This is a genomic window from Actinomadura sp. K4S16 (assembly GCF_008327685.1).
GTDB lineage: Bacteria > Actinomycetota > Actinomycetes > Streptosporangiales > Streptosporangiaceae > Spirillospora.
In genome coordinates, this window is record NZ_BDDE01000016.1 from 104,183 (window position 1) to 126,543 (window position 22,361).

Below are 22,361 nucleotides of genomic sequence, written 5' to 3' on the forward strand. Positions count from 1 at the left end.
GGGGCGGCGCGTCGTCCGGGCACCGTTGGCGCGTTCCCGCTGATCAACCTTTCCCGTTCGGGCAGTTAGGTAAGGCAAGCCTAACAGTCGAACGGCTACTTGGGACACCTGAAATAAAAGTCCGGGATTCGTCAGGTCTTTAGGGATATGCCAGTGTTGGGCGTTATGACGGAAACGGCGATGCGTTCCCCCTGCGTGTCCGTGCAAGGCCGGCTGCTTTCGTCCGACGATGTCGAAACGGCCGTTCGCGAGCTGACCGGATCGCCCTGCCGCGCCTTTCAGACCGTTCACGGCGGAGGCCTGACCGTAGTGGTGGAATCGGCGCCGGGCGCCGGACCCTCGGCCAGGCAGGTGCGAAGCGCCGTCATCGACGCGTGCGGCGCGGTCGTGGAGACGGTGGCCACCGTCGACCCGGGATCGCTGGCGGGCGACGAGGCGGAGCTCGTGACGCGCTACCGGCGCGGGCTGCTGCCGCTCCGGACCACCGACACGCTGGCCGCTCCGCCCGTCCCTCTGGACGCCGCGCCGGATCCCGCCCCCGGGGCCGGGAGCGCGCTCGCGAGCCCCGCCGTCCCCTCGCCGCAGGCTCCCGCCCTGGAGGAGGTCGCCTGTGCCGCGGCCGACCTGCTCGGCGTCCGTCCCGAGGATCTCGGGCATGGCGAGGACCTCATCGCTCAGGGCCTCGACTCCATCCGCATCATGCAGCTCGCCAACGACTGGCAGCGCCAGGGGCTGAATGTCAGGTTCGCCGACCTCGTGGAGTCCCCGACGGTCGCGTCATGGCATGCTCTGCTCCGGTCGGGAACCGCCGCGCCGCCGCCCGCCGCGGCCGAACCGGTCGACCGCGGCGCCCCCTTCGGTCTCACCCCGCTCCAGCACGCCTACTGGTTCGGCCGCCGCGACCGCCAGGTGCTCGGCGGCGTCGGCTGCCACTTCTACATCGAGTTCGACGGCCGGGACATCGACCGCGACGCCCTGGAGAGGGCCGCCCGCGCCCTGTTCGAGCGGCACGAGCTGCTGCGCGCCCGGTTCCTCGACGACGGCACCCAGCAGATCCTGCCGAGCAGCCCTTGGCCGGGCCTGACGGTCCACGACCTGCGCACGGCGGAAGAGGCCGACGAGGTCCTGCTCGGACTGCGCGAACGGCTGTCGCACCGGCGACTGGAGGTCGAGCGCGGCGAGGTGCTCGACCTGGCGCTCTCACTGCTGCCGGACGGCGCCCACCGCCTGCACGTCAACATCGACCTGCTGGTCGCGGACGTGCGCAGCATCCAGATCGTCCTGGAGGACCTGGCCGCCCTCTACCGCGGCGAGGACGCCGAGCTGCCGCCGCTGACCTACTCCTTCCCCGACTACCTTGCCCAACGGGAGCTGCTGCGGGCCGAGGAGCACGAGGCGGACCGCCGCTACTGGGCCGACCGCCTGCCCGAGCTGCCCCCTGGCCCGCCGCTCCCGCTGGCCGTCGGTCCGGAGAGGGTGGAGCGGGTCCGGGTGGTGCGCCGCGACCGCCGGATCACCGCCGAGGAGAAGGGGCGGCTGGCCGAGCGCGCCCGCGCGCACGGCGTCACGCTGCCCATGGTCATGGCCGCCGCGCTGGCCGAGGTCGTCGGCGCCTGGAGCGGCGCGCCGCGCTTCGTCCTCAACGTCCCGCTCTTCGACCGGCAGGCGATCCATCCGGACGTGGAGCGCATGGTCGCCGACTTCTCCAACCTCATCCTGCTCGAGGTGGACCTGTCGCGTTCGCAGACGTTCGCCGAACGGGTGGCGACGCTCCAGGCGCGCTTCCAGCGCGACGTGGCGCACTCGGCCTACTCCGGCGTCGAAGTCCTGCGCGATCTCAACCGGGGCGGCCCGCACGACCAGGTGACCGCGCCGGTGGTCTTCACCAGCGCCCTGGGAATGGGCGACCTCGTGGGCGCGGACGTGCAGCGGAGCCTCGGCCGCCTCGGCTCGATGCTGTCCCAGACGCCGCAGGTGTGGATCGACCACCAGGTGGTCGAGGTGGACGGCGGCCTGCTGGTCAACTGGGACGCGGTCGAGGAGCTGTTCCCGGCGGGCGTGCTGGACGGCATGGCCGATGGTTACGGCCGCCTGATGGAGTGGCTGCTGAAGCACGACTGGGATGCGGTCGCTCCGTCGCTGGTGCCGGCGTCGCAGTCGGCGGTGCGGGCGGCGGTCAACGACACGGCGGCGCCGGTTCCCGAGGGCATGCTGCACGGCGGCTTCTTCGAGCGGGCGCACCGTGATCCGTCGCGCGTGGCGATCTGCCCGGACGTCTCCTATGGGGAGTTGGCCGATCGGGCGTTGCGGGTGGCGGGTTGCCTGCGTGAGCGCGGGGTGGGCGCGGGCGACGCGGTGGCGGTGTCCCTGCCCAAGGGGGCTGATCAGGTCGCGGTGGTGCTGGGGGTGCTGGCGGCCGGGGCGCTGTACGTGCCGATCGGTGTGGACCAGCCGCCGGCGCGGCGTGAACAGATCATGGAGCGTGCCGGTGCGCGCGTGCTGCTGACCGAGCTGCCGGAGGGCGAACCGCTGGCGGCTCCGGTCGAGGTCGATCCGGGGTCGAGCGCGTATGTGATCTTCACGTCGGGCTCGACGGGCGAGCCGAAGGGGGTGGAGGTCTGCCACCGTGCGGCGTTGAACACGGTGCTGGACGTCAACGCGCGTTTCGGTGTCGGTGAGGACGACCGTGTGCTGGCGGTGTCGGCGCTCGATTTCGACCTGTCGGTGTGGGACGTCTTCGGGTTGCTGTCGGCTGGCGGGTCGCTGGTGATGGTGTCCGAGGACGAGCGGCGCGACGCGGCGCGGTGGGCGCGGCTGGTGGCCGAGCACGGGGTGACGGTGTGGAACACCGTCCCGGCGCTGCTGGACATGCTGCTGGTCGCCGAGCACGGTCATTTGGGATCGCTGCGGTTGGCGATGGTCTCGGGCGACTGGGTACCGCTGGACATGTCGGCAAGGCTGGCGCAGGCGGCACCGGAGTGCCGGCTGGTCGCGCTGGGCGGGGCGACCGAGGCGGCGATCTGGTCGAACTACTGCCCCGTACCGGCGGAGGTTCCGGCGGAGTGGGCGTCGGTTCCCTACGGGCGTCCGCTGGCCAACCAGTGCTTCCGTGTCGTGGACCAGATGGGCCGCGACTGCCCGGACTGGGCTCCGGGGGAGTTGTGGATCGGCGGCGCGGGCGTGGCCGAGGGCTACCGCGGCGACCCGGAGACCACCAAGGCCAAGTTCGTCGCGCACGAGGGGTTGCGGTGGTATCGCACCGGTGACATGGGGCGCTACTGGCCGGACGGGACGCTGGAGTTCCTGGGCCGGGTGGACCACCAGGTCAAGGTCCGCGGGCACCGCATCGAGCTGGGCGAGATCGAAACGGCGCTGCTGGCCCATCCCAAGGTGGAACGGGCCGTGGCCACCACGATCGGCGGTGCCACCCGCAGGCTCGCCGCCCTGGTCGTCCCCGCGGGGGACCTCGACCACGACCTCGACCCCGCCGACCTGCACGACCATCTGGCCGAGCACCTTCCGCCCTACATGATCCCCGAACAGCTCACCCGGGCCGCCCGCCTGCCCCTCAGCCTCAACGGCAAGATCGACCGCGGCGCCGTCCGGGACATCCTCACCGAGCATCTCGCCGAGCGTGCCGAGCGGTTCGATCCGCCCCGCCCGGGGGTGGAGACCGCCGTGGCGGAGATCTGGGCCGAGCTGCTCGAGCTGCGCGCCGTCGGCCGCGACCAGAACTTCTTCACCCTGGGCGGCGACAGTCTGCTGGCCACCCGCCTCATCACCCGCCTCCAGGCGGCCGGCGTGGCCGGTGCCGAGCTGACGAACCTCTTCGACCACCCCGAGCTCGCCGCGTTCTCCCGGACCGTGCGGCTGGGGGACGAGAGCGAGGTCTCCGCACCGTCCCCCCTGCGCGCCGACCCGGAACGGCGACACGAGCCGTTCCCGCCCACCGACGTGCAGCGCGCCTACTGGTTCGGACGCACCGACGACTTCTCCCTCGGGGGCGTCGGCTGCCACTTCTACACCGAGTACGACTTCGACGATCTGGACCTGGAGCGCCTCACCGCCGCATGGAACCGGCTCATCGAACGGCACGAGATGCTCCGCGCGGTGTTCCTGCCCGACGGCACCCAGCGGATCCTGCCGGCGGTGCCGGCGCTGACCGTCCCCGTCACCGAGGCCGGCGGCGGGGACGGCGAGCGGGCCCTCACCGAGCTGCGCGAATCCATGTCGCACCAGCTCATCGACGCGACCCGGTGGCCGCTGTTCGATGTGCGGGCCGTCCGGTACGGGGAGGGCCGCACCCGCCTCGGCGTCAGCTTCGACAACATCGTCCTGGACGCGCTCAGCATCATGACCCTTCTGGACGAACTGGACACCCTCTACCGCGACCCGGACGCCGGGCTGCCGGAGATCGGGCTGTCCTTCCGGGACTACGTGCTCACGGTCAAGCCCGAGGCCCAGGCGCTTCGGCGCGCCGAGGAGTACTGGTCGGCCCGGGTCGCCGAGCTGCCGCCCGCGCCGCAGCTGCCCCTGGCCAGGGACCCGGAATCGCTGGGCCGCCCGCGCTTCACCCGGCGCCAGATCCGCGTTCCGGCCGAGCAGTGGCAGGCCGTCAAGGACACGGCCCGGCGGCACGGCCTCACCCTCTCGACCGTCCTGGCCACGGCGTTCGCCGAGGTGCTCGGTGCGTGGAGCGCCCGCCGCGACATGACGATCAACCTCACGCTCTTCGACCGGCGCCGCGTCCACCCCGACATCGACGCCGTCCTCGGCGACTTCACCTCGCTGCTGCTGGTCGCCTACGAGCCGGGGGATACCTGGCTGGAGAGCGCCCGCCGGCTCCAGCGCCGGGTGGCGCGCGACCTTGAGCACAGCGAGGCGTCCGCGCTGTGGGTGATGCGCGAACTCGCCAAGAGCACCGGCTCGGCCGACGTCACGATGCCGGTCGTGTTCACCAGCACGCTCGGCGTGACGGGGGAGGACGGCGCGCTGGCCGACACCCTCTTCGCCGACCCGGTATGGGGCGTCTCGCAGACGCCGCAGGTGTGGATCGACCACCAGGTGGTCGAGGTGGACGGCGGCCTGCTGGTCAACTGGGACGCGGTCGAGGAGCTCTTCCCGCCGGGCGTGCTGGACGGCATGGCCGACGGTTACGGCCGCCTGTTCGAGTGGCTGCTGGAGCACGACTGGGAGGCGCCCGCCCCGCCCCTGGTGCCGGCGTCGCAGCTGGCGGTGCGGGCGGCGGCCAATGACACCGCGGCCCCGCTGCCCGACGGCACGCTGCACGGCCGCTTCTTCGAGCTGGCCCGCCGAGACCCGGCTCGCCCGGCGATCCGGCCCGGCATCTCCTACGGCGACCTGGCCGGACGGGCGTTGCGGGTGGCGGGTTTCCTGCGCGAGCGCGGGGTGGGCGCGGGCGACGCGGTGGCGGTGTCCCTGCCCAAGGGGCCTGATCAGGTGGCGGCGGTGCTGGGGATACTGGCGGCCGGGGCGCTGTACGTGCCGATCGGTGTGGACCAGCCGCCGGCGCGGCGTGAACAGATCATGCGGCGCGCGGACGCCCGCCTGCTGCTGACCGAGCTTCCCGAGGGCGAGCCGCTGGCGGCTCCGGTCGAGGTGGACCCGGACGCGAGCGCATACGTGATCTTCACATCGGGCTCCACGGGTGAACCCAAGGGAGTGGAGGTCTCCCACCGCGCCGCCCTGAACACGGTCCTGGACGTCAACACCCGCTTCGGCGTCGGTGAGGACGACCGTGTGCTGGCGGTGTCGGCGCTCGATTTCGACCTGTCGGTGTGGGACGTCTTCGGGCTGCTGTCGGCCGGTGGGTCGCTGGTGATGGTGACAGAGGACGAGCGCCGCGACGCCGCCCAGTGGGCGCGGCTGGTGGCCGAACACGGGGTGACCGTGTGGAACACCGTCCCGGCGCTGCTGGACATGCTGCTGGTCGCCGAGCACGGTCACCTGGCCTCGCTGCGGTTGGCGATGGTGTCGGGCGACTGGGTTCCCCTCGACCTGTCGGCAAGGCTGGCGCAGGCGGCACCGGAGTGCCGGCTGGTCGCGCTGGGCGGGGCGACCGAGGCGGCGATCTGGTCGAACTACTGCCCCGTACCGGCGGAGGTGCCGCCGGAATGGGTGTCGGTTCCCTACGGCCGACCGCTGGCCAACCAGTGCTTCCGGGTCGTCGACCCGCTGGGCCGCGACTGCCCCGACTGGGGCCCGGGGGAGTTGTGGATCGGCGGCGCGGGCGTGGCCGAGGGCTACCGCGGCGACCCGGAGACCACCAAGGCCAAGTTCGTCGCGCAGGACGGCGTCCGCTGGTACCGCACCGGTGACATGGGGCGCTACTGGCCGGACGGCACGCTGGAGTTCCTGGGCCGGGTGGACCACCAGGTCAAGGTGCGGGGCCACCGGATCGAGCTGGGCGAGATCGAGGCGGCGCTGCTGGCCCATCCCAAGGTCGAGCGGGCGGTGGCCACCACGGTCGGGAGCGCGGCCCGCAGGCTCGCCGCGCTGATCGTCCCGGCAGGCGGCCCGGACGGTGACGGCCTCGACCCCGACGAGCTGCACGACCGGCTGGGGGAGCACCTTCCGCCCTACATGATCCCCGACCAGATCATCCAGCTCGCCGCCTTCCCGCTCACCGCCAACGGCAAGGTCGACCGCGGCGCGCTCGCCCGGCTGGCCGAGGAGCACGGGAGCGGCCAGGCCCAGGACGCTCCGCCCGCCGGCCCCGTCGAGGAGGCCCTCGCCCGGGTCTGGCAGGCGCTGCTCGACGTCCCGGAGGTGGGCCGGCACCAGAACTTCGTGATCCTCGGCGGCGACAGCGTCCTCGCCACCCGCCTGGCCGAGGAGATCAGGATCGAGTTCGGCGTCGAGCTCCCGCTGCGGACGCTGTTCGCCGGGCCGACCATCGCCGAGCACGCGGCCTTGATCGAACAGCATCGCGACGAGGGAGCCTTCGAGGAGGGCACGATATGACCGCTGGTCAGCTCATCGCCGAACTGGCCCGGGAGGGCGTGCACCTGTGGGAGGAGGCGGGCCGGCTGCGGTTCCGCGCTCCCCAGGGCGTCCTCACCGACGAGCGGCGCGCGCTGCTGGCCGCCCGCAAGGACGAACTGCTGGAGTACCTGAGCCGCCCGGCCGCGCCCGAGTTGGAGCCGGACCCGGCCGCCCGACATGAGCCGTTCCCGCTCACCGACGTGCAGGCCGCCTACCTGCTCGGCCGGGGGGACGCCTTCGACTACGGCGGCACGGCTTGCCAGGTCTACGCGGAGCTGGCCTTCGCGGACCTGGACCCGCGCCGGATGGAGGACGCCTGGAACCGGCTCGTCGAGCGGCACGACATGCTGCGCTGCACCTTCCACCTGGAGGGTTACCAGGTCACCGCTCCGGAAGCGCCCCCGTACCGCGTCGAGGTCGCGGACCTCCGCGGCTGCTCCGCCGCCGAGGTCGACGCGCATGTGACCGCCACCAGGGCTGCCATGGACAGCCGCGTCTACGACCCCGCCGCCTGGCCGCTGTTCGACGTCCGGATCACCCGGACCGGCGACCGCGACCTGCTCCACGTCTCCATCGACTTCCTCATCGCCGACTACCTGAGCATCCAGCTGCTGCTCACCGAGCTGAAGCGCCTGTATCTCGACCCGGCCGCCGAGCTGCCGCCGCTGGAGATCACCTTCCGCGACTACGTGGCAGCTGCCCGCGGCCTGCGCGACGGCGCCGCCTACGAGCGCGACCGGGCCTACTGGGAGGACCGGCTGGACGAGCTGCCCGGCGCGCCCGAACTGCCGCTGCGGGAGGACCGCGAGGTCCAGGCGACCGGCTCCTTCACCCGCCACGAGGTCCGCTTCGACCCCGAGCGGTGGCGCGGGCTGCGCGAGCGCGCGGCGGCGCACGGGGTCACCCCCTCGACGGCCGTGCTCGCCGCCTTCGCCGAGACCGTCGGCCGCTGGAGCCGCCAGCCGGCTTTCTGCCTCAACCTCACGCTGCTCAACCGCCAGCCTCTCCACCCGCAGGTGGGCTCCCTCGTCGGCGACTTCACCACCGTCAGCCTCCTGGAGGTGGACGGCGCGGCCGGCGACTCCTTCGCCGCCCGCGCCGGCGCCCTCCAGCAGCGGCTCTGGGACGACCTGGACCACCGGCTCTACTCCGGCGTGGAGCTGATGCGCGAGATCGCCCGCCGCCGGGGCCGGCAGGCCGCCCTGGTACCGGTCGTCTTCACCAGCACCGTCGGGCTCAGCGACGAGAACGAGGGCATGGACGGCCTGGCCGAGGTGGTGTACGGCAGGAGCCAGACGCCCCAGGTGTGGATCGACTGCCAGGCACTGGTCGAGGGCGGCGTCCTGGAGGTCAGGGCCGACGTGCGCGACGGCGTCTTCCCCGACGGCCTGATCGAGGACCTGTTCGGCGCCCTGCGCGCGCTGCTGCTCGACCTGGCCGCCTCCGACGCCGCCTGGGAGTCGGCCTCACCGGTCCGGCTGCCCGCCGCGCAGGCCGAGCGGCGCGACCGCGCCAACGCCACCGCGGCGCCCCGTCCCGCCGGGCTGCTCCACGAACCCGTCGTGGCGCAGGCGGCGGCCACACCGGACGCGCCCGCCGTCATCACCGAGGAGCGCACGCTCACCTACGGCGAGCTGCTCGCGCGGGCCACGGCCGTGGCCGAGAGCCTGGCGGGGGCGGGCGACGCGCCCGTGGCCGTGCTCATGCAGAAGGGCTGGGAGCAGGTCGCCGCCGTGCTCGGCACGCTGCTGGCCGGCCGCGCCTACCTGCCCGTGGACGCCGGGCAGCCGCCCGCCCGGCGCGACCGCATCCTCGCCGACGCCGGGGTGACCACGGTGCTGACCCAGTCCCGGATCACGGAGCGCCCGCCCGGGATGCGCTGCGTGGACGTCGACACGACGCCGCCCTCCGCCGCCCCCGCGCCCCCCGGCCGCGCCCGTCCCGGCGATCTCGCCTACGTCATCTACACCTCGGGATCCACCGGCGACCCCAAGGGCGTGATGATCTCCCACGAGGCGGCGCTCAACACGGTGGCCGACATCAACCGCCGCTTCTCGGTCACCGCGGACGACCGCGTCCTCGGACTGGCGAGCCTCGGTTTCGACCTCTCGGTCTACGACGTCTTCGGCCCCCTCGCCGTGGGCGGCGCCCTGGTGCTGCCGAGCCCCGAGGGCCGCGGCGACCCCGGCCGCTGGGCCCGGCTGATCGCCGACCACGGCGTCACGCTGTGGAACTCCGTCCCCGCGCAGCTCCAGATGCTGGAGCACTACCTGGCCGCGAACCCCACCGGCCTGCCCGCGCTGAGGCTGGCCCTGCTCAGCGGCGACTGGATCCCGATCACGCTGCCCCCGGCCGTGCAGGCCCGCCTGCCCGGACTCGAACTGGTCAGCCTCGGCGGCGCGACCGAGGCCTCGATCTGGTCGATCCACCACCCGATCGGCGACCTCGCGCCGGACTGGACGAGCGTCCCGTACGGCAAGCCCCTGGCCAACCAGACCTTCCATGTCCTGGACCACGCGATGCGGCCGTGCCCGGACTGGGTGGCGGGCGAGCTCTACATCGGCGGCGCCGGAGTGGCGCTGGGGTACCTGGGCGACGAGGAGAAGACGCGGCAGCGGTTCGTCCGGCATCCGGAGACGGGCGAGCGCCTCTACCGCACCGGCGACCTCGGGCGCTACCGCGAGGACGGGCTGATCGAGTTCCTCGGCCGCGAGGACCGGCAGGTCAAGATCCGCGGACACCGCATCGAGCTCGCGGAGGTCGAGGCGGCCGTCCAGGAACATCCCGCGGTCGCCGCCGCCCACGTGCTGGTGGACGGCGACGGGATGGAGCGCCGCCTCGCCGCCTTCGCCGAGCCGGCCCGCACCCCGTCGCCGCGGATACCGGAGGCTCCGGCGGAGGAGCTCCGCACCGCGGGTTCCGGGGCCGGGGACATGCAGACCGCGCACATCGACCGCGAAGAACTCATGGAGTTCATGGCCCGGCTGGACAGGGCGGCGGTCGTCGGCATCATGCGCGCCCTCACGCGCCACGGCCTGTTCGAGCGTCCCGGAGACACCGCGACCACGGAGCAGGTCATCGAGGCCATCGGGGCCGCGCCACGGCACCACCGGCTCGTGCGCCGCTGGCTGCGCGTCCTCGAGGACGAGGGCTTCCTGGAGCGGGACGGGGACGCGCGCCGCGCCGTGCGCACCGCCACCGGGCACGACCTCGACGCCGCCTGGCAGGCGGTCGCGGAGCTGCAACGCGAGGACAGCTATCCCGAGGCCCTGATCTCCTACTTCCGGACCAGCACCGACCATCTGCCGGAGCTCGTCCGCGACGAAATGGACCCGCTGCCGCTGCTCTTCCCGGAAGGGCGCCTGGAGATCTCCGAGGCCGCGTACCGGGAGAACATCATCAGCCGCTACGTCAACCACGCCGCCATCGAGATGATGCACCGCATCGCCGGACGGCACGACGGCGGACTGCGGCTGCTGGAGGTCGGCGCGGGCGTCGGCGGCATCAGCGCGCAGATGATCCCGGCGCTGGCGGAGCACGACGTCGACTACCTGTTCACCGACGTCTCGCCCTTCTTCCTCAACGAGGCCCGCAAGCGCTTCGGCGACCGCCCCTGGGTGCGCTACGGGCTGTTCGACATCAACGAGGACTTCCGCGAGCAGGGGTACAAGCCCAACGACTTCGACGTCATCCTCTGCGTCAACGTGCTGCACAACTCCCGCCACGCGGGACGGGTGCTCGGCAGGCTCGTTCGGATGCTGCGGCCGGGCGGCTGGCTGGTCTTCGTCGAGACCACCAAGGACAGCCTCCAGATCATGACCTCGATGGAGTTCATGATGCCGGAGAAGGACCCGCGCAAGTGGGACTACGAGGACTCGCGCAAGGGCCTCGACCAGACCTTCCTCGGCCGCGGGCAGTGGCTGGAGCTGCTGCGCGAGGCGGGCGCCGGCACGACCGTCTGCCTGCCCGGACCGGGGGACGTGACCGATCCGCTCGGGCAGCACGTCTTCGCCGCCCGCTTCAAGACGGACCGGCACCCGCTGGACGTCACCGCGCTGGCGGGGCATCTGGCCGGGCGGCTCCCCGAGTACATGATCCCGGCGCATCTGCAGATCGTCGACGAGCTGCCGCTGACCCGCAACGGCAAGGTGGACACGGCCACGCTGCGCTCCTGGCTGCCGCGCGCCGCCGCCCGCCGCGCATCTGCGGGCGGGCCGCCCCGCGACGACCTCGAACGGGAGCTGGCCGCCACCTGGGCCGAGGTGCTCGACGTGGCCGAGGTCAACCGCGACGACGACTTCTTCGACCTCGGCGGCGACTCGCTCGTGGTCGCCAAGCTGGCCGCCACCCTGCGCGAGCGCGTGCCGGCCGCGGCGCGGGCGCACTGGGACGACCTGGTCCGCCAGATCCTGCACCGGCCGACGGTGGCCGCGCTCGCCGAGGAGCTGCGCAGGGACGGCGACCGGGACGAGGGCGACCGCCGCGCGGAGAGCTCCCCGCTGGTCCCGCTCGGGGGCGAGCTCCCCGGCGACGGGCCGCTGACCGTGCTCGTCCACGAGGGCAGCGGCACGCTCGCGCCCTACCGCGCCCTGTCCCGGCTGCTGGCGGGCAAGGGCGGTCCGCTGGCCGGACTCGCGGTCACCGACGTTGAGTCCTACCTCGCGGAGGATCCGCACGGCCTGATCGAGCGCCGCGCCGCCCGGTACGCCCGCGCGCTGCTCGACACCGGCGCCGGCGCCTTCCACGTGGTCGGCTACTGCATGGGGGGCCTGCTGGCCACGGAGATCGCCAGGCAGCTGACCGAGGCGGGCGCCGACGTCAGCAGCCTCACCGTGGTCAGCAGCTACACGATGCCGCGGATCATCGAGGACGAACTGGTCGTGGAGTACGTCTTCGCCAAGGTCATGGGCGCCGATCCCGCCGAGGCGGGATACCCCGGCGACGAGGAGGCCATGTCCGAGGTCTTCGAACTGCTGCTCCGCGAGGACCCGGACCGGGTGCCCGCCGGGCGCGTCACCGCGCTCACCGGCGGGCTGGCGCCCACCGCCGAGGCCTTCCGCGCCCAGGCCGCCCGCCCGCAGGACGAGCGGCTGGCCGCCATCGGCCGCGCCGCGGGCCGCCACGCCGGCTCGGACGCCGACATCGAACGGCACGTAGCCACCTTCTACCAGGTGGTACGGCACAGCCTGCTCGCGGTCGGCGCCCACGAGCCGGAGCCGTACGCCGGGGACATCACCTTCCTGCGCCAGCTCGGCGACACCCGCTTCCTGCCGTGGCTGCGCGACGACATGACCGGCTTCTGGCGCGAGCTGTGCCTGGGCGAGCTGAGGGTCGCCGACATCCCCGGCGACCACTTCAGCTGCCTCCAGCCCCCGCACGTGGAAGAGGCCGCCGCCATGCTGACCCGGAGGTGGGAGCGGCCATGACCGTCGGCGTGATCGGATGCTACGGCGCCGTGGGCCGCGCGCTGGTGCGCCGCCTGCCGGAACCGCTGCGCCTGGGCGGCAGGGACGCGGCCCGCACGCGGGAAGCCGCCCGGCCCGGTGACGAGGCCGTCGAGGTGGACATCGCCGACGCCTCCCGGCTGGCGGGGTTCTGCGCCGGCTGCGACGTCGTGGTGAACTGCGCGGGTCCCTCGGCCCGCATCGGCGACACCGTGGCACGGGCCGCGCTGAAGGCCGGGGCCCACTACGTGGACGTGGCCGGAGAGCAGCTCGACCGCCCCCGCCTGGCGGCGCTCGCCGGAGACCGCGCGGCGGTGCTGGCGGCGGGGATGATGCCCGGCCTGTCCGCGCTGCTGCCCCGCGCGCTGGCCGAAGGCGCCGACCGGCCCGCCCGGCTGGTCGCCCACGTCGGCGGCCTCGACCGCTTCACCAGGGCCGCCGCGCTCGACTACATCGCCTCCCTGGACGGCGAGCACGCGACCCCCCTGGCGGCCTGGCGCGGCCACCAGCCGATCCGCGGCGCCCTGCGTCCCGCCGAACGCGTCGCCCTGCCGCACTTCCCCGGCCGCGTCAGCGTCTACCCCTACCTGAGCCGGGAGACCGAGCGGCTGGCCCGCGCGCTGGAGCTGGCCGAGATCGAATGGTGGGGGGTCTTCGACGGCGACCGGACCCTGCAGGCGCTGTCCGGAGCAGGCGGCAAGGAGCCGGCGCGGGCCGCCGAGGACCTCGAACTCGCGGCCGGCCTCGACGCCCTCGGCCGCCGGCCGTACTTCCAGCTCGTCTTCGACCTGGACGGCAGGGTTCTGATCGTCCGCGGCGCCGACAGCTACGAGCTGACCGCCGCGCTCGCGGCGACCGCCACGCGGGCGGCGGCAGCGGGCCGGGTGCCCCCGGGCGCCCATGACGCGTCCGACGTGCTGGACCCGTCCGGCGTGCTCCAGGACCTGTGCGAAGACCCGGTCGTGGACGTCGCCCTCCCGTCGCAAGCGCCGGTCGAGGAGGGGGTCCTGTGAGCACGGGCGCCGATGCGGGCGCGCTGGACGCCGCCGGTCGCGGGGCGCCGGGGAGCCGGCGCCCGCGCGTGCTGGTGTGCGGCACCGGTTTCGGCCGGGTGCACCTGGCCGCCCTCAGCGCGCCCGGCGCGGCCTTCGAGCTCGCCGGCATCCTCGCCAAGGGCGGCTCGCGCTCCCAGGCGTGCGCGGAGGAGGCGGGCGTCCCGCTCTGGACCCGCGTCGAAGACGTGCCCGGCGACGTCGACCTGGCCTGCGTCGTGCTGCTCGGCGAGGTCAACGGGGGACCCGGCACCGCGGTGGCGGCCGAGCTGATGGCCCGCGGCGTCCACGTCCTGCAGGAGGGGCCGCTGCTGCGCGACGAGCTGGCCACCGCACTGCGCGCCGCCCGCCGCAACCGGGTCGTCTACCAGGTGAACACCCACTACGTGCACCTGCCTTCGGTGCGGAGCTTCATCGCCGCCGCCCGCGCCCTGCGGCCGGTGTACGTCGAGGCCACCTGCGGCGTCCAGGTCTCCTACCACCTGTTCGACATCCTCGGCCGGGCGCTCGGCGGCCTGCGCCCTTTCGACCTGCCCGCTCCCACGGGCCGCGGCCCGTTCCGCACCATCGACGGCACGCTGGCCGGCGTCCCGTTCACGCTGCGCGTGCAGAACCAGCTGCACCCCGCCGACCCCGACAACCACGCCCACCTGCTGCACCGCGTCACCATCGGCGCGGACGGCGGCACGCTCACGCTGGTCGAGACCCACGGCCCCGTCCTGTGGTCGCCCCGCCCTCACCTGCCCGCCGAGGCCAGGCGCACGACCCGGCTCGACGCCGCGGCCGATCCCGGCCTCGACCTGCCCACCACCAGCGCGATCGGCCCCGCCGCACCCCCGACCTACCGGGAGATCCTCGCGACCCTGTGGCCGAAGGGCGCCCACCGGGCGATGATGCGTACATGGAGGGCCGTGAGTGACGGGACCGATCCGATGCGTGAGGGGCAGTACTACCTGTCCGTCGGCTCGGCCTGGCAGGCGATGGCCTCCGTCCTCGGCTTCCCCGAGCGCCTCTCCGGCCCGCCGCACCGCCCGATGCCCGCCGACGAGCTGATCGCCACTGCGAGAACGGAGCTGGAGGAATCACCGGCATGACCATCCCGACCGTCCGGCAGCGCGAGCGGTGGCTGCGTCCCCTGCGCGTCCAGGACGTGCCCCGGCTGCGCCTGGTCTGCTTCCCGCACGCGGGCGGCGCCGCCGGCTTCTTCAGGACGTGGGGGGCGCGCCTGCCCGTCGGCGTCGAGCTGTACGGCGTCCAGTACCCGGGCCGCCAGGACCGGGTGCGCGAACCGTACGCCGAGGGCGTCGACGAGCTCACCGAGCCGATGGCCGAGGTCCTGGAGTCCATGGGCGAGGTGCCGCTGGCCCTGTTCGGCCACAGCATGGGCGCCGCCGTGGCGCACGAGACGGCCAGACGGCTGGAGAGCGCGCTCGGGCGGCCCCAGGCCGGGCTGATCGTCTCCGGCCGCCCGGCTCCGGACCGGCTGCGCCCTTCCGCCGTCCACCTCGGGGGCGAACCGGCGCTGCTGGAGGACCTGCGCAGGCTGGGCGGCACCAGCGACGAGGTCCTGGACGACCCCGCGATGCGCGCCCTGATCCTGCCGACGCTGGCCGCCGACTACCGCCTGATCGAGACCTACCGGCCCTCGGACACGGCCCCGATCCGCACCCCGGTCTGCGCGTGCGTCTCCGACGCCGACCCCGAGGTCGACCCGGACGAGGCCGCCGGCTGGGAGTACCACACCCGGGGGCCGTTCCAGCTCCGGGTCTTCCCCGGCGACCACTTCTACCTGGTACCGCAGGAGGACGAACTGGTCGAGCAGATCCTGCTCTTCTGCGGCCTGCCCGGCCGCTGGCCCTCCACCCCCTGAAGCCCCGCCACGACCACCAACACGAAAGGAGCCCGCGATGAGCCTCGAGAACGAACTGCGCGAACTGGAGGAGAAGGGCTGGGCGGCCATCTCGGTCGGCAACGGCGACTTCTACCGCGGCCTGGTCACCGACCGCACCGTCTGCGTCGAGCCCGACGGCCTGCAGACCGGCCACGAGCTCGCCGACGACATCGACGCCAACAAGGCGCCGTTCGACGACTACACGCTCGACGACGTCAAGGTGCTGCCCCTGGGCGGTGAGTCGGCGCTGATCACCTACCGGGCCACCGTGCGGCTCAGCGAGGCCGACTTCTCCTTCCAGCTCTACATGACCAGCGTGTACGAGCGCGGCGAAGGCGGCTGGAAGCTCCTCTTCCACCAGCAGACCCCGGTGAAGCAGGAGGGCTGACAGGCACGGGCCGCACGAGGACCACCCGCGACAGGAGGTAGCGCTCATGCACGAAGGGGGAGTCGAAGTCGAAGGCCTCCGCAAGAACTTCGGTAAGAAGACGGCCCTGGAGGAGGTGTCGTTCACGGTGCGGCCGGGCGCCGTGGTGGGGCTGCTCGGCCCCAACGGCGCCGGCAAGACCACGATGGTCAACTGCCTGAGCACGCTCCTGCCGCTGGACGGCGGCCGGGCGTCGGTGGCCGGTCACGACGTGGCGCGGGACCCGGCCGGGGTCCGCGCGTCCATAGCGCTCACCGGCCAGTTCGCGGCCGTCGACGACGTGCTGACCGGGCGGCAGAACCTGGTCCTGTTCGGCAGGCTGCTCAAGCTGGACCGCCGGGCCGCCGCCGCCCGGGCCGAGGAGCTGCTCACCGGGTTCCGGCTGAGCGATGCCGCCGACCAGCCCGTCAAGTCCTACTCCGGCGGCATGCGCCGGCGCCTGGACCTCGCGGCCAGCCTGGTGGTCAAGCGTCCCGTGATCTTCCTCGACGAGCCGACCACCGGGCTGGACCCGGCCGGCCGCCAGGAGATGTGGGACCTGGTCGCCGGGCTGCGCGCGGAGGGCGCCACGCTGCTCCTCACCACCCAGTACCTGGAGGAGGCGGACCGCCTGGCCGACCGGATCGTCGTCATCGACCACGGCAGGGTGATCGCGGAGGGCACCCCGGGCGAGCTGAAGGACCAGGTCGGCGGGCAGGTCTGCGAGGTGCGCGCCGAGCCGCGCGAGCAGGTGCTGCGGATGCTGCGGGAGCGGTTCGGCGACGTGGACGAGTCCGGCGGCGTGGTCACCGTGCGCGGAGCGGACGCCGACACGCTGACGGACGTCGTCGCGCTGCTGCGCGAGGCGGGGATCAGGGCCGACGACATCATGCTGCGGCGCCCCACGATGGACGAGGTGTTCTTCGCGCTGACCGGCGGGGAGGCCGCCCGGGAGCCCGAGGAGGTCGGCTGATGGCGACCTCGACCGAGGCCGGCCTGGGCAACCTCTTCGGGCAGGGGCTGCTGCTCGCCGGGCGCAACCTCCGGCTCAACTCGACGGCCGACACCGTCAGCACGATGGTGGTGTTCCCGGTCGTCTTCGTCCTCGGCTTCCTGGCGCTGTTCCGGAACCTGCTGCGGACGCACGGCGTCGACTACGCCCAGTTCCTGCCCCCGGCGATCGTGGTGCAGTGGATGTTCTCGGTGGCCATCACCGCCGCCTTCTTCTTCGCCTCCGACCGCCGCAACGGCATGCTGGCCCGCTACCGGTCGCTGGCCATCAGCCGGGGCGCCGTGGTGGTGGGCCGGATGGCGGCCGACAGCGCGCGGGCGCTGCTGGCCATCGTGGTGATCGTCCTGACCGGGTACGCGGTGGGCTTCCGGTTCCAGGCCGGTCCGGCGGCGGCCCTCGGCTTCGTCGTGCTGGCGGTGGGCTTCGCGCTCGCGGTCTCGGCCGGCACGAGCGCTCTCGGGCTGGTCTCCCGCGATCCTGAGGCGGTCTCGTCGACGCTGCACGTGATCTACCTGCCGCTGCTGATGATCTCCTCGGCCTTCGTGCCCGCCGACGCCTTCCCCGCCTGGATCGAGCCGTTCGTGCGGCACCAGCCGGTGACCGCGGTGCTCGACGCGCTGCGGGCCCTCGCGGACGGCGGTCCGACGGCGGGTCCGGTGCTGAAGGCGGTGGCATGGCTGGCCGGGCTGCTGGCGGTCTTCTCGGCCGCGGCGGTCCAGGCGTTCAGGAGGGCGGCATGAGCGTCATCACCGAGACGGGCGTCCTGGCCGGACGCAACCTGCGGCGCTTCGCCAAGAGCACGCAGCTGGTCGCCGACTCGTTCATGTTCCCGCTGATCCTGCTGTTCCTCATGCTGCTGGTCTTCGGGGAACTGGTCGGCGACGCCTCCGGCGGCCGCTACATCGACCGGCTCGCCCCGGCCATCGTCCTGTTCAGCGCGGCGTACGGCGCGGTCGGCACCGGCCTGGGGTTCCACACCGATCTGCGCACCGGCATCGTCGACCGGTTCAGGGCCATGAACATCAGCAGGCTGTCGGTGCTGGCCGGCCGGATCGCCGGCGACCTGGTGCGGGTCCTGCTGGTGGCGGCGATCACCACGGCCGTCGCGCACACGGTCGGGTTCCGCTTCAGGCAGGGGCCGCTGGCCGCGCTCGGCTTCTTCGCGGTCGTCGTGCTCTTCGCCTGGATCTTCCTGTGGCTCGCGGTCGTCGTGGCGATGTCGGCCAAGAGCGAGCAGGCGGTCAGCGGAGCGCTCAGCAGCCCCATCACGCTGCTGCTGTTCCTCTCCTCGGGATTCGTGCCGGTCGACCAGTTCCTCGGATGGCTGCGGCCCGTGGTGCGAGCCAATCCGCTGTCGCTTGCCTGTGACGCGATGGTCGGTCTTTCCAGCGGCGGGGAGGTGGCGCAGCCGGTGCTTTTCACCGCCGCCTGGGCGGTGGCCGCGACGGTGATATTGGTGCCGCTCGCCGTGCGCCTTTACAAGTGAATCGGCCGGGCCTCCGCGGAGGCCCGGCCGGAGCGGTTCAACCGGCCCGCGTGAATTCGAGGAGCCGGTATTCGATATGCCCTTCTTCGGCGGCGCATTTCGCGGCGCGCAGCAATGCGGGCCGCCAGCCGTGCCCGGCCGCCAGCGTGCGCACGCGCTGCTCGTCGCCCAGGTCGGTGAAGCCCAGCAGCAGCCTGCCGCCCGGCTCCAGGTGCGCGGCGGCGCCCCGGAAGAAGGCCTCGTGCGCCGCGTAGCCGGAGTCGAAGAAGGCCCGCTCCAGGGCGTCGGCCGGCTCGCCCTCGACGAAGTTGGAGTTCCAGTAGATGGCGTCGAACCTGTCCTCGCTGGTCAGGGGGCTGAACATGTCGCCGCAGGCCACGCGGACCCTCGACCCGGCGCCGTGCCGCCGGGCGTTGAGGCGGGTGTTCTCGGCGGCCGCCTCGCTGACGTCCAGGGCGGTCACCGAGGCGCAGCCGCGCAGCGCCGCCAGCACCGAGATGTAGCCCGTGCCGCAGCCGACTTCGCAGAACGAGCCGTGCAGCGGATAGGGCAGCCATTCGGCGTACAGCGCCGACGACTGCGACAGATGAGGCGCGTAGACGCCGGGCAGGAGATCCCATTCCATGCCGAGCAGACGGAATGTGCGGGGACTGGTGATTTCTCGGTGGCGGTCGATGAGAGTGCGGGCGACTTGTTGCATACGGCCGATTATAGGCAATATTGTCTAGAAGACCACTGAATGACGGGATCAAGAGAATGCCGACTCAGTTGCCGACCGACCCGCTGCAGCAGTTCACGCGCTGGCAGGAGGAGCAGCGGGCGGCCGAAGCGCAGATGCCTCCCGCCTCCGCCGTCCTGGCCACGGCCGACCACCGCGGCCGCCCCTCGGCCCGGTGGGTGGACGTGGCCTACGTCGACCACGGCTTCGTCTTCTTCACCAATCATGGGAGCCGCAAGGCCTCCGACGTGGCCGTCAACCCGGTGGCCGCGCTCTGCTTCGGCTGGCTGGAGAAGGGGCGCCAGGTGAGGGCCGAGGGCCCGGTCAGCAGGCTGAACGACGTGGAGTCCGACGCCTACTTCGCCACCCTGCCCCGCGGCATCCAGCTGCTGGCCTGGAGCAGTGACCAGCGGGCCGAGATCGATGACCGCCAGGCCGTGCGCGAGCGCTTCGACACCGAGCGCGCACGCTTCACCGGCCAGGAGATCCCGCGTCCGGCCCACTGGGGCGGCTACCGGCTCACTCCGGAGGAGATGGAGTTCTGGCAGCGCAGAGCCGACGAGATCCAGGACCGCCTGCGCTACCGCCGCCACGAGGAAGGCTGGCGCGTGGTGCGGGTGGCGCCGTGAGGAGGATTCGATGATCCCCGGATGTACGCCCTGGCCCGCGGAGACCGCAGAGCGCTACCGCGAGCTCGGCCTGTGGACCGGCCAGACCCTCGACGTCCTGCTGCGCGCCCACGGCGAGCGCACCGCCCTGGTCTCGGGCGGCACCCGCCGCACGTACCGGGAGCTCGCCGAGCGCGCCGCCCGCCTGGCCGCGGGATTCCACGGCCTGGGACTGCGGCGCGGCGACAGGGTGATCGTGCAGATGCCCAACACGCCGGAACTGATCGACACGCTGTTCGCCCTGCTGGCGCTGGGCGCCGCCCCGGTGCTCGCACTGCCCCCGCACCGGCGCGACGAGATCGGGCACCTGGCCGCGCACACCGAAGCCGCCGCCTACGTCGTCCCCGCCGTCCACCAGGGCTTCGACCACCGCGCGCTGGCCCGGGAGATCCGCGGCCCGCGGCACGTGATCGTCGCCGGCGAGCCGGAGGAGTTCACCCCGCTGTCGGCGCTCTACGCCGAACCCGCCGAGCTCCCGCCGCCCGAGCCGGGGGACGTGGCCTTCTTCCTGCTGTCGGGCGGCACCACCGGACGCGCCAAGCTGATCCCGCGCACCCACGACGACTACCTGTGCAACATCAGGCTCAGCGCTCGCAACGCCCGCCTCGGTCCGGACGACGTCTACCTGGCCGCGCTGCCCATCGCGCACAACTACGCGCTCGGCTGCCCCGGCGTGCTGGGCACGCTGTACGCGGGCGGCAGCGTCGCGCTCTGCCCGACGCCGAGCCCGGAGGACGCGTTCCCCGTCATCGAGAGGGAGCGCGTCACCGTCACCGGCCTGGTGCCGTCCCTCGCCCTGCTGTGGGCGGACGCCGCCTCCTGGACCCGGCACCGGCTCTCGAGCCTGCGCCTGGTGCAGCTCGGCGGCGCCGGCGTCAGCCCCGAGCTGGCCCGCGACGTCCGCGCGCGCCTCGGACCGGTGCAGCAGTCGTTCGGCATGGCCGAGGGGCTGCTCAGCCAGAGCCCTCCGGACGACCCGCCGGAGCTGGTGACCACCGTCCAGGGCAAGCCGCTCTCGGAGTACGACGAGGTCCGCGTCGTGGACGAGACCGGCGCCGAGGTGCCGGCGGGTGAGGCCGGGGAGCTGCTCGTCCGCGGGCCGTACACGATCCGGGGCTACTTCCGCGCCGAGGAGCACAACAGCCGGGCGTTCACCCCCGACGGGTTCTTCCGCACCGGCGACCTGGCCCGCCGCACCGAGACGGGCCACCTGGTCATCTGCGGCCGGATCAAGGACGTCATCAACCGCGGCGGCGACAAGGTGCCCGCCGACGAGGTCGAGGAGCACCTGCTGGCCCACCCGGACGTGCGGGCCGCCGCCGTCGTCCCGGTGCCCGACCCCTACCTCGGCGAGCGCACCTGCGCCTACATCGTCGCCCGCGACGAGCCGCCCACCTTGCAGACGGTCGCCGCGTTCATGCGCGAGCGCGGCGTGGCCGCCTACAAGATCCCGGATCGTGTGGTCGTCGTCCCGGGCCTGCCGCTCACACCGGTCGGCAAGGTCGACAAGGCCCGGCTCCAGGAAGCGTCGCCGTGATCAGCAAGGTCGCGCAGCAACCCGACTGGGGCGACCGGGCGCTGCTCGACCATGTCACCGGCACCCTGCGCGACATGCCGCCGCTGGTCACGCGGGCGGAGTGCGTCCGGCTCAGCCAGGCCGTGGCCCGTGTCGCCAGTGGCGGCGGCTTCCTCTTGCAGGGCGGCGACTGCGCCGAGCGCTTCCGCGAGTCCGGTCCCGCCGAGGTGCGCGCCAAGCTCGCGCAGCTCTACGGCCTCGCCGAGGTGATCCGCTCGGCCACCGGGAGCCCGGCCGTCCCGCTGGGCCGCCTGGCCGGCCAGTACGGCAAGCCCCGCTCGTCCCCCTACGAGCGCATCGCCGACGGCACCCTCGTCCCGTCCTACCGGGGCGACGCCGTCAACAGCCCGGCCAGCGACTCGCGAGCCCGCCATCCCGATCCGACCCGGCTCCTGCGCGCCCGCGAGTGCGCGGAGCGGGTGCTGGGGGTGGTGCGCGACTCCTGGGCGGGGCGGCCGCCGCTGGAGCGGGCCTACGTCTCCCACGAGGCGCTGCTGCTCGACTACGAGCGCCCGCAGGTGCGCGGCGACTACGCCTCCTCGGCCCACTCCCTGTGGATCGGGGACCGCACCCGCCGGCCCGACGGCGAGCACGTCGCCTTCGCGTGCTCTGTCGTGAACACCGTCGGCGTCAAGATCGGCCCCGTGATCAGCCCCGCGCAGGCCGTGCGGCTCACCCGCCTGCTCAACCCCGACGGCGAGGACGGCCGGCTGGTATTCATCGTCCGCCTCGGCAGCACGCGCGTGCGCGGCCTCCTGCCCGAGCTGGTGGAGGAGGTGAGCAGGCGGGGCAGGCCGGTCGTGTGGCTGTGCGACCCCATGCACGGCAACACGATGCGCATCGGCGCGGGCCCGAAGACCCGGCTCATGGAGGCGATCCTGGACGAGATCGTGGCGTTCGTCCGCGTCATGCGGGCCCGCCGGAGGCATCCGGCGGGACTGCATCTCGAGATGACCCCCGAGGACGTCACCGAGTGCACCACCACGCCGAAGCCGTTCCGGGCGCCGCCCGCACTGCCGCACTACCGTACGGCCTGTGACCCCCGTCTGAACGCCGCCCAGGCCGCCGAGGTCGTCGAGCGCTTCGCCGCCCTGCTGTGAGGA

Annotated in this window: 13 protein-coding genes; 12 read left to right on the forward strand and 1 reads right to left on the reverse strand. The window is 73.3% G+C overall.

Going from position 1 to position 22,361, the window contains the following annotated elements:
• The first annotated feature begins 351 nt into the window (after window positions 1–351).
• From K4S16_RS24480 to K4S16_RS24520, 9 genes are read left to right on the forward strand one after another with little or no spacing between them, the layout of a single operon-like run.
• Window positions 352–6,984: a non-ribosomal peptide synthetase gene (locus K4S16_RS24480; protein ID WP_235037049.1), complete on the forward strand. Its 6,633-nt coding sequence runs from the start codon at window positions 352–354 to the stop codon at window positions 6,982–6,984.
• Window positions 6,981–12,431, forward strand: a complete 5,451-nt coding sequence (locus K4S16_RS24485; protein WP_149261374.1) for a non-ribosomal peptide synthetase — start codon at window positions 6,981–6,983, stop codon at window positions 12,429–12,431. The genes K4S16_RS24480 and K4S16_RS24485 overlap by 4 nt, the downstream gene beginning before the upstream one ends.
• Window positions 12,428–13,462 (forward strand): saccharopine dehydrogenase NADP-binding domain-containing protein, encoded by a 1,035-nt coding sequence (locus tag K4S16_RS24490; RefSeq protein WP_149261375.1) that lies wholly within the window; start codon window positions 12,428–12,430, stop codon window positions 13,460–13,462. Before K4S16_RS24485 ends, K4S16_RS24490 begins: the two co-directional genes overlap by 4 nt.
• Window positions 13,459–14,595: a Gfo/Idh/MocA family oxidoreductase gene (locus K4S16_RS24495; RefSeq protein ID WP_235037050.1), complete on the forward strand. Its 1,137-nt coding sequence runs from the start codon at window positions 13,459–13,461 to the stop codon at window positions 14,593–14,595. Before K4S16_RS24490 ends, K4S16_RS24495 begins: the two co-directional genes overlap by 4 nt.
• Complete coding sequence (locus K4S16_RS24500) at window positions 14,592–15,371, forward strand: thioesterase II family protein (protein WP_149261376.1); 780 nt, start codon at window positions 14,592–14,594, stop codon at window positions 15,369–15,371. Before K4S16_RS24495 ends, K4S16_RS24500 begins: the two co-directional genes overlap by 4 nt.
• 37 nt (window positions 15,372–15,408) lie before the next feature.
• Window positions 15,409–15,780 carry a nuclear transport factor 2 family protein gene (locus tag K4S16_RS24505; protein ID WP_149261377.1) on the forward strand — a complete coding sequence of 124 codons (372 nt, stop codon included), beginning with the start codon at window positions 15,409–15,411 and terminating at the stop codon, window positions 15,778–15,780.
• 46 nt (window positions 15,781–15,826) lie between these two features.
• Window positions 15,827–16,771, forward strand: a complete 945-nt coding sequence (locus tag K4S16_RS24510) for an ATP-binding cassette domain-containing protein (RefSeq protein ID WP_149261378.1) — start codon at window positions 15,827–15,829, stop codon at window positions 16,769–16,771.
• Window positions 16,771–17,550 (forward strand): ABC transporter permease, encoded by a 780-nt coding sequence (locus K4S16_RS24515; protein ID WP_149261379.1) that lies wholly within the window; start codon window positions 16,771–16,773, stop codon window positions 17,548–17,550. Before K4S16_RS24510 ends, K4S16_RS24515 begins: the two co-directional genes overlap by 1 nt.
• Window positions 17,547–18,296, forward strand: a complete 750-nt coding sequence (locus K4S16_RS24520) for an ABC transporter permease (RefSeq protein ID WP_149261380.1) — start codon at window positions 17,547–17,549, stop codon at window positions 18,294–18,296. Before K4S16_RS24515 ends, K4S16_RS24520 begins: the two co-directional genes overlap by 4 nt.
• A 37-nt stretch (window positions 18,297–18,333) precedes the next feature.
• On the opposite strand, the gene K4S16_RS24525 is transcribed toward K4S16_RS24520, so the two are convergent.
• Window positions 18,334–18,996 carry a methyltransferase gene (locus tag K4S16_RS24525; RefSeq protein WP_235037051.1) on the reverse strand — a complete coding sequence of 221 codons (663 nt, stop codon included), beginning with the start codon at window positions 18,994–18,996 and terminating at the stop codon, window positions 18,334–18,336.
• A 56-nt stretch (window positions 18,997–19,052) separates the two neighbouring features.
• On the opposite strand from K4S16_RS24525, the gene pdxH reads away from it, so the two are divergent.
• Genes pdxH through K4S16_RS24540 form a run of 3 tightly spaced genes read left to right on the forward strand, consistent with a single transcriptional unit; the run spans window position 19,053 to window position 22,358 of the window.
• Window positions 19,053–19,643, forward strand: a complete 591-nt coding sequence (pdxH, locus tag K4S16_RS24530) for a pyridoxamine 5'-phosphate oxidase (RefSeq protein ID WP_149261381.1) — start codon at window positions 19,053–19,055, stop codon at window positions 19,641–19,643.
• A gap of 10 nt (window positions 19,644–19,653) precedes the next feature.
• Window positions 19,654–21,219, forward strand: a complete 1,566-nt coding sequence (locus K4S16_RS24535; protein ID WP_149261382.1) for a (2,3-dihydroxybenzoyl)adenylate synthase — start codon at window positions 19,654–19,656, stop codon at window positions 21,217–21,219.
• A complete protein-coding gene (locus K4S16_RS24540) occupies window positions 21,216–22,358 on the forward strand; it encodes a 3-deoxy-7-phosphoheptulonate synthase (protein WP_235037052.1) in 1,143 nt (380 codons plus the stop codon). The genes K4S16_RS24535 and K4S16_RS24540 overlap by 4 nt, the downstream gene beginning before the upstream one ends.
• The last annotated feature ends 3 nt before the right edge of the window (window positions 22,359–22,361 follow it).